Here is a 6,192-nt window from a genome sequence, read left to right as displayed (position 1 = left end):
CAACGTCCCTGATGGGGTCGTTTCCGCGCGGTCCCGGGCCCGCCTCCAGGCCAGGTGCCGCGTATTCGCATCCGATGCAATTGGCGTCGGTAGGACCAACGGGACAGCCAGTAACGCTAAGCACTTGATCTTGGGCTTCTAGCACAGGTGATCGGTGCCGTGCGGGGGTTCGGCGGAAGGCCCCCGATCACTGGTGGGCGATGGCTACGGTCCGCCGCATGCCGGTGGAATTTCTGACTGATGAGCAGGCTGAGGCGTATGGGAAGTTCGCCGAGGAACCGACGAGGCTCGAGCTGGAGCGGTTCTTCTTCCTCGATGACGAGGACCTGAAGCTGATCGCGAAGCGGCGCGGTGACCACAACCGTCTCGGTTTCGCTCTCCAGATGTGCACGGTGAGGTACATCGGGCTGTTCCTGGAGGACCCCCTCGCGGTGCCGTGGCCGGTCGTCGAGCATCTGGCCGAGCAACTGGGGATCGAGGATGTCTCCCAGATCAAGCGGTATACCGAGCGCAGGCCGACGCCGTACGAGCACGCGTGGGAGATACGCGACGCGTACGGCTACCACCAGCACGAGGACCATGACCAGGGCCGGAAGTTCCGGGCCTTCCTGCACGGCCGAGCGTGGACGGCACACGCGGAGGGGCCGAAGGCCCTGTTCGATCACGCGGTGGGCTGGCTGCGCCGCAACCGGGTGCTCCTGCCAGGGGTAAGTGTGCTGGCCCGGCAGGTCGCCGAGGTCCGCACCATCGCGGACAAGCGGCTGCACGCCACGGTCGCCAGGGCAGCCCGGCGGGCGGACCCGGCTCTGCCCGGCGACATGGTTGCCACGCTGAAGACGCCGGAGGGCAAGCGGTACTCGGAGCTGGAGCGGATGCGCCGGCCGCCGACGCGGACCACGGGCACCGCGATGAAGGCCGCGTTGCAGCGGGTCGAGGACATCGCCGGCTTCCATCTGGGCCGCCTCAAGCTGGAGCAGATTCCGCCGAACCGGCTGTCCGCGCTGGCCCGGTACGGGCTGGGCACCAAGGCGCCGAAGCTGGAGCGGACCCCGGAGCCCAAGCGCACCGCGATGCTCACCGCGGTGATGCGCCACCTGGAGGCGAAGGCGATCGACGACGCGCTGGACCTGTTCGAGATCCTGATGGCCACGCGGCTGATCAGCACAGCGAAGCGGTCCACGGACAAGCAGCGTCTGTCGACCCTTCCGCAGCTGGAGAAGGCGGCACGGATCACCGCCCGGGTCTCGAAGGTGGTCATCGAGGAACTGGAGCTCATCGAGCAGACCGGCTGCGATGTGGACGTGGCCGCGCTGTGGCGGGCCCTGGAAGAGGTCGCGCCCCGGGCCGCGCTCTCCAGCGCGGCCGCCACGGTGGTGAGCCTGGTGCCGGAGGACGACGACACGGCCGAGACCGCGCTGCGCGGGGCGCTGGCGCTGCGCTACAACACCGTCAAGCCCTTCCTGTCGCTGCTGGGCGAGTCGAAGGCGCTGGACGCGGCGCCCGGCGGCAGACGGATCCTCACCGGGGTACAGCGGCTCCCGGCCCTGTCACGGCGGAAGGTGGGCGAGAAGCCGCTGCTGCCGCGCGAGGTCGACGACAAGCTGGTGCCGGCGCACTGGCGCAAGGCGGTGTACGCGAACGCGGAGCTGCCCCAGGGGGCCGTGGACCGGGATGCGTACGTGGTGTGCGTGCTGGAACAGCTCTTCCGCGCTCTGAAGCGCCGCGACATCTTCGCCTCCCCTTCGCACCGCTGGTCCGACCCGCGCGCCCGGCTGCTTCAGGGCAAGGGCTGGGAGGCGGTACGCGAGGACGTCCTGGCGGGCCTGAGCCTGGACGACGACGCCGAACAGCACCTTCGGGAACTGGTCGCTGTGTTGGACGCTACGTGGAAGCAGATGGCCGAGCGGCTGGAGGAGGCCGGAGCCGACGCGAAGATCAGCATCGAGGTCCAGCCGAACGGGCGCGCGAAGCTGAACGTGGAGAAGCTCCACGCGCTCGGTGAACCGAAGTCGCTGAAATGGCTGCGCGAGCGCGTCGAGAAGATGCTCCCGAAGATCGACCTGCCGGACCTGCTGTTCGAGGTGCACGCCTGGACCGGATTCCTGAACGCCTTCGTGCACCTGGGCGACGGCCGCACCCGTATGAAGGACCTGACCACCTCGGTCGTCGCCCTGCTGGTCTCGGAGGCGTGCAACATCGGCATGACCCCGGTCATCAACCCGAACCACGAGGCACTCACCCGCTCCCGGCTGGTCCACGTCGACCAGTACTACCTGCGTAGCGACACCATCGCCGCGGCGAACGCCGCGCTGATCGCCGCCCAGGCCCAGGTGCCGATCGTCGAGCACTGGGGCAAGGGACTGCTGGCCTCCGTCGACGGCCTACGCTTCGTCGTCCCCGTCCGCACCATCAACGCTGCACCCTCACCCAAGTACTTCGCGAAGAAGACCGGCATCACGTGGCTGAACGCCATCAACGACCAGGTCATCGGCATCGGGCAGATGGTGGTGCCCGGCACCCCGCGCGACTCCCTGTTCATCCTGGACGCCCTGCTGAACCTGGACGGTGGGGTGAAGCCGGAGATGGTCGCCACCGACAACGCCTCCTACTCCGACATGGTCTTCGGCATCTTCAAGCTGCTCGGCTACCGCTTCTCCCCGCGCTTCAAGGACCTCGAAGACCAGCGGTTCTGGAAGGCCCAGATGCCCGGCGCCGAGACGGCCGGCGGGTACGGGCCGCTGGAGGCGATCGCGCGGAACAAGGTGAACGTGAAGAAGGTGATCACGCACTGGCCGGACATGCTGCGGGTGGCCGGCTCCCTGGTCACCAACCAGGTCCGCGCCTATGACCTGCTGCGGATGTTCGGCCGCGAGGGCCACCCCACCCCGCTGGGGCAGGCGTTCGCCGAGTACGGGCGCATCGCCAAGACCCTGCACCTGCTCGCCGTCGTCGATCCGGTCGACGACACCTACCGCCGCCAGATGCACAAGCAGCTCACCGTCCAGGAGTCCCGCCACAAGCTGGCCCGGGACATCTGCCACGGCAAGAAGGGCACCATCCACCAGGCGTACCGCGACGGAATGGAGGATCAACTGGGTTCGCTGGGGCTGGTTTTGAATGCCGTGGTGCTGTGGACAACACGCTACATCGACGCCGCAGTGGCCCAGCTCCGTGCCGAGGGCCACGAGATCAAGGACGAGGACGTCGCCCGGCTCTCCCCGCTTAAGCACAAGAACCTCAACTGCCTGGGCCGCTACAGCTTCACCCCGTCCACCCCGCGTGACGGGCTGCGGCCCCTGCGCGACCCGGGCGCGATCGAGCTCGACGATGACGACGACGGCGGGGAGAAATGAGCCCGTCACTCTCCCCGCCCGCGCTGGTCTCCGGGCTTCAGCCTCGGGACGACCCGAATTACAACACGATCGCGAAGAAGCCCAGAAGGTAGGCAACGGCGAAGATAAGAGGCACCCACTGCTCGACGTGGGTCAAGGGAAGGTAGAGGCGCCAGTCGCGGCCTTCTCCGAGCGCCTTCCACTCCGCGCGGGAGTAGACGTAGGCGGGAAGCCGTTCCTCGAGGGCGCCGATGACGGCGTACTTCGCCCCGTTGAGCTGGCGGTACGAGCGGACGAGGACGTACCAGGAGCAATGCTCAGAACCTGTGGATCAGCTCGGGAAGGACGTACCTTCCCGTGTGATTGATCGATTGGTCACCGAGCAAGACCGGTGTTCGCAGCACCGGCCGGGAAGGCACGTCCGTGCTCAGCGTAGTGAACGACGACGGCAGCGCGGCCAACGGCTCCTCCCTGATCGACGAGATCGTCCGCGAGGGCGCAAGGAGGATGCTGGCCGCAGCGCTGGAGGCCGAAGTCAACGCCTACATAGCCGAGTTGGCTGATCAGCGTGATGAGCGCGACCATCGTTTGGTGGTCCGAAACGGCTATCACCAGCCCCGGAAGGTCAGCACCGCGGCCGGCGCGGTCGAGGTGAAGGCGCCGCGGGTGAACGACAAGCGTGTCGACGGGGCAACGGGCGAGCGCAAGCGGTTCTCCTCCGCGATCCTGCCGCCCTGGTGCCGCAAGAGCCCGAAGATCAGCGAGGTTCTTCCGCTGCTCTACTTGCACGGCCTGTCCTCGGGCGACTTCATACACGTAGTCGACCTCGGCGAGGTCGCGGTCCATGAAGGCGGCGTGGTCGGCCTGCCACTGCGTCGTCAGCCGGGTGACCGTGGCAGGGGACAGCCCGGCCGAGCTCCCCAGGAACTGTTCCAGCGCGGGCACGAGCTGGGTTCACAAAACGGCCAACGTGCTCAACGCTCTGCCGAAGTCGGCCCAGCCCGGCGCCCGCAAGGCACTGCAGGACATCTACAACGCCGAGGACCGCGACCTCGCAGTCAAAGCGATCAAGACGTTCGCCCAGCTCTATGGAACGAAGTTCCCCAAGGCCGTCAAAAAGATCACCGACGACGAGGCCGAGCTGCTGGCGTTCTACGACTTCCCCGCCGAGCACTGGATCCATCTGCGGACGACCAACCCGATCGAGTCCACCTTCGCCACCGTCCGCCTGCGCACCAAGGTCACTCGCGGGGCCGGCTCCCGCACCGCCGCCCTGGCCATGGTCTTCAAGCTCGTCGAGTCCGCTCAGCAGCGGTGGCGGGCCGTGAACGCACCCCACCTCGTCGCCCTCGTCCGTGCCGGGGCCCGCTTCGAACGCGGACAACTGGTCGAGCGCCCCGCCAACGTCGCGGCATAGGGTCTGGTGCACCATGACCGACCACCACACCTACGGCACCAGCACCCACACCGCCGACGAACTGGCCCGGCTCGTCAGCGACCGCCTCGGGCTGGTCTTCACCGAGCGCGACAGCGACTACCGGGGCCTCTACCATCTCGCCAGCAGCCCCAACGGACGGATCGAGATCCAGCCCAACCCCATCCCCGGCGACGACGGCGAAGACGACCTCTACGCTCCGGAACACCCGTCGGCCCAGGCGCTGTTGCTCACCACCACCCCGACCCCGGACCCCGCCCTGCACGCCCGCCTGGGCTCCCTCGAAGGGCTCATCCACCTGAACCACGAGACTGCGTGAACAGCTACTGATCCACAGCTTTTGACAATTGCTCACGTACCAGGCGGCGCACATTGAGATGATGATCACGAGTCCGGGCAGCAACAGCCAGGCGGACACTCGGCTGGCACCGTCATGCAGCGTGGCGGTCAGGACGGTGACGATGGCGCTGTTAAGGGTGAGGAAGAATGTGTTCGAAAGGTTCCGTCGGGCGCTCACCCGGTCGGCCATCTCGACGCAGAGCTTGTACTGCTCGAACACCGCGCTTTGGTAGCCCGCAGTGTCCCCGTAGTCGGACTGGTTGACGGTGGCGTTCCAAAGCGAATCCCGGATGTCATTCATGCGGGCATCATGCCGGGGCAGTCCTCACGCCGGCACCCCCAGGGGGCGTATCGCGTCCCAAGGTCAGCAGGCGTGACCGATCTCGGCTGCTCCGTGTTCCCGTTGACGAGCGGACACCTCACCCCTCACCGCGGTACTCCTCCATTGCCTCTGGTGCGTGAGCGTAGCCATGGGCGTACGCACGCGAAGACTCCTCCGGCTGGAAAGAACTTCTCAGGAGCCTCACTCCGCGCCATGTCTGGAACCGCAGGGCAGTGAGATGGCATCGTCATGGATGCCTGCCCAAGTGTCAGTCAACGCAAGATGAGTTGGGTAGGACAACAAGTACGCCGTCAGTGGAGGGCTGCGCACAAGCAAACTCCGCCACAGCGGCAGATCCGCCACGGGGGGGGGAACATTGGGCGTCAGTTATTGCAGCATTCTAGCTAGTGCGGGGGGACTCAAGCTCACCGATTTGATCCCCGCACCTGGCTATGTCCTTGGTATCTTGACGGCATGGCTCATACAGATCCCCGCGCCGCCCAGGACCCTCTTCCATACGCCGCCCAACACCCCCTTCCGACCGGGCCGTAGTCTGCGTTTTCCCGTAACATTCTTATTCTTCGTCGCTGTTGGCACTGCCCACAGTTATCTATATGGTCTTTTGATAGGAAACATACTGCTGGCGTTCCTGGCGCTCTACAAGACCCGCCTCCAGTTGGCCGGTGTGCTGCTGCGGACGGTCGTGCCCGTTCTGCTTTCCGGTCTGGCTATCCGCATCCTTCAGTCCAATTATCTTGGAAAAA

At 66.4% G+C, this 6,192-nt stretch carries 2 protein-coding genes and 3 pseudogenes; 3 read left to right on the top strand and 2 right to left on the bottom strand.

Translation table 11 applies throughout. The features are described from left to right. The first annotated feature begins 218 nt into the window (after window positions 1-218). A complete protein-coding gene (locus ACZ5C2_RS37005; RefSeq protein ID WP_468801119.1) occupies window positions 219-3,353 on the top strand; it encodes a Tn3 family transposase in 3,135 nt (1,044 codons plus the stop codon). A gap of 58 nt (window positions 3,354-3,411) precedes the next feature. Here the strand turns inward: ACZ5C2_RS37005 and ACZ5C2_RS37000 are convergent. Beyond that, window positions 3,412-3,630: pseudogene (locus ACZ5C2_RS37000) on the bottom strand (RipA family octameric membrane protein); the annotation flags it as partial. Window positions 3,631-3,755: 125 nt separating this feature from the next. Here ACZ5C2_RS37000 and ACZ5C2_RS36995 point away from each other — a divergent pair. Together ACZ5C2_RS36995 and ACZ5C2_RS36990 are read left to right on the top strand one after the other, a co-directional pair. Continuing rightward, a pseudogene (locus ACZ5C2_RS36995) lies at window positions 3,756-4,749 on the top strand (transposase). 13 nt (window positions 4,750-4,762) lie between these two features. After that, window positions 4,763-5,086: a hypothetical protein gene (locus ACZ5C2_RS36990; protein WP_468801118.1), complete on the top strand. Its 324-nt coding sequence runs from the start codon at window positions 4,763-4,765 to the stop codon at window positions 5,084-5,086. Between the two features lie 81 nt (window positions 5,087-5,167). Here ACZ5C2_RS36990 and ACZ5C2_RS36985 read toward each other — a convergent pair. Continuing rightward, a pseudogene (locus ACZ5C2_RS36985) lies at window positions 5,168-5,296 on the bottom strand (RipA family octameric membrane protein); the annotation flags it as partial. Between the last annotated feature and the right edge of the window lie 896 nt (window positions 5,297-6,192).

The sequence above is a fragment of the Streptomyces sp. NPDC031365 genome (assembly GCF_055569765.1).
Note: the sequence above shows the minus strand (reverse complement) of the source record. Positions and strands in the feature narration are given on the sequence as shown.

Coding starts and splice junctions, on each gene's coding strand:
- ACZ5C2_RS37005 (WP_468801119.1), top strand. CDS start 219: ATGCCGGTGGAATTTCTGACTGATGAGCAGGCTGAGGCGTATGGGAAG.
- ACZ5C2_RS36990 (WP_468801118.1), top strand. CDS start 4,763: ATGACCGACCACCACACCTACGGCACCAGCACCCACACCGCCGACGAA.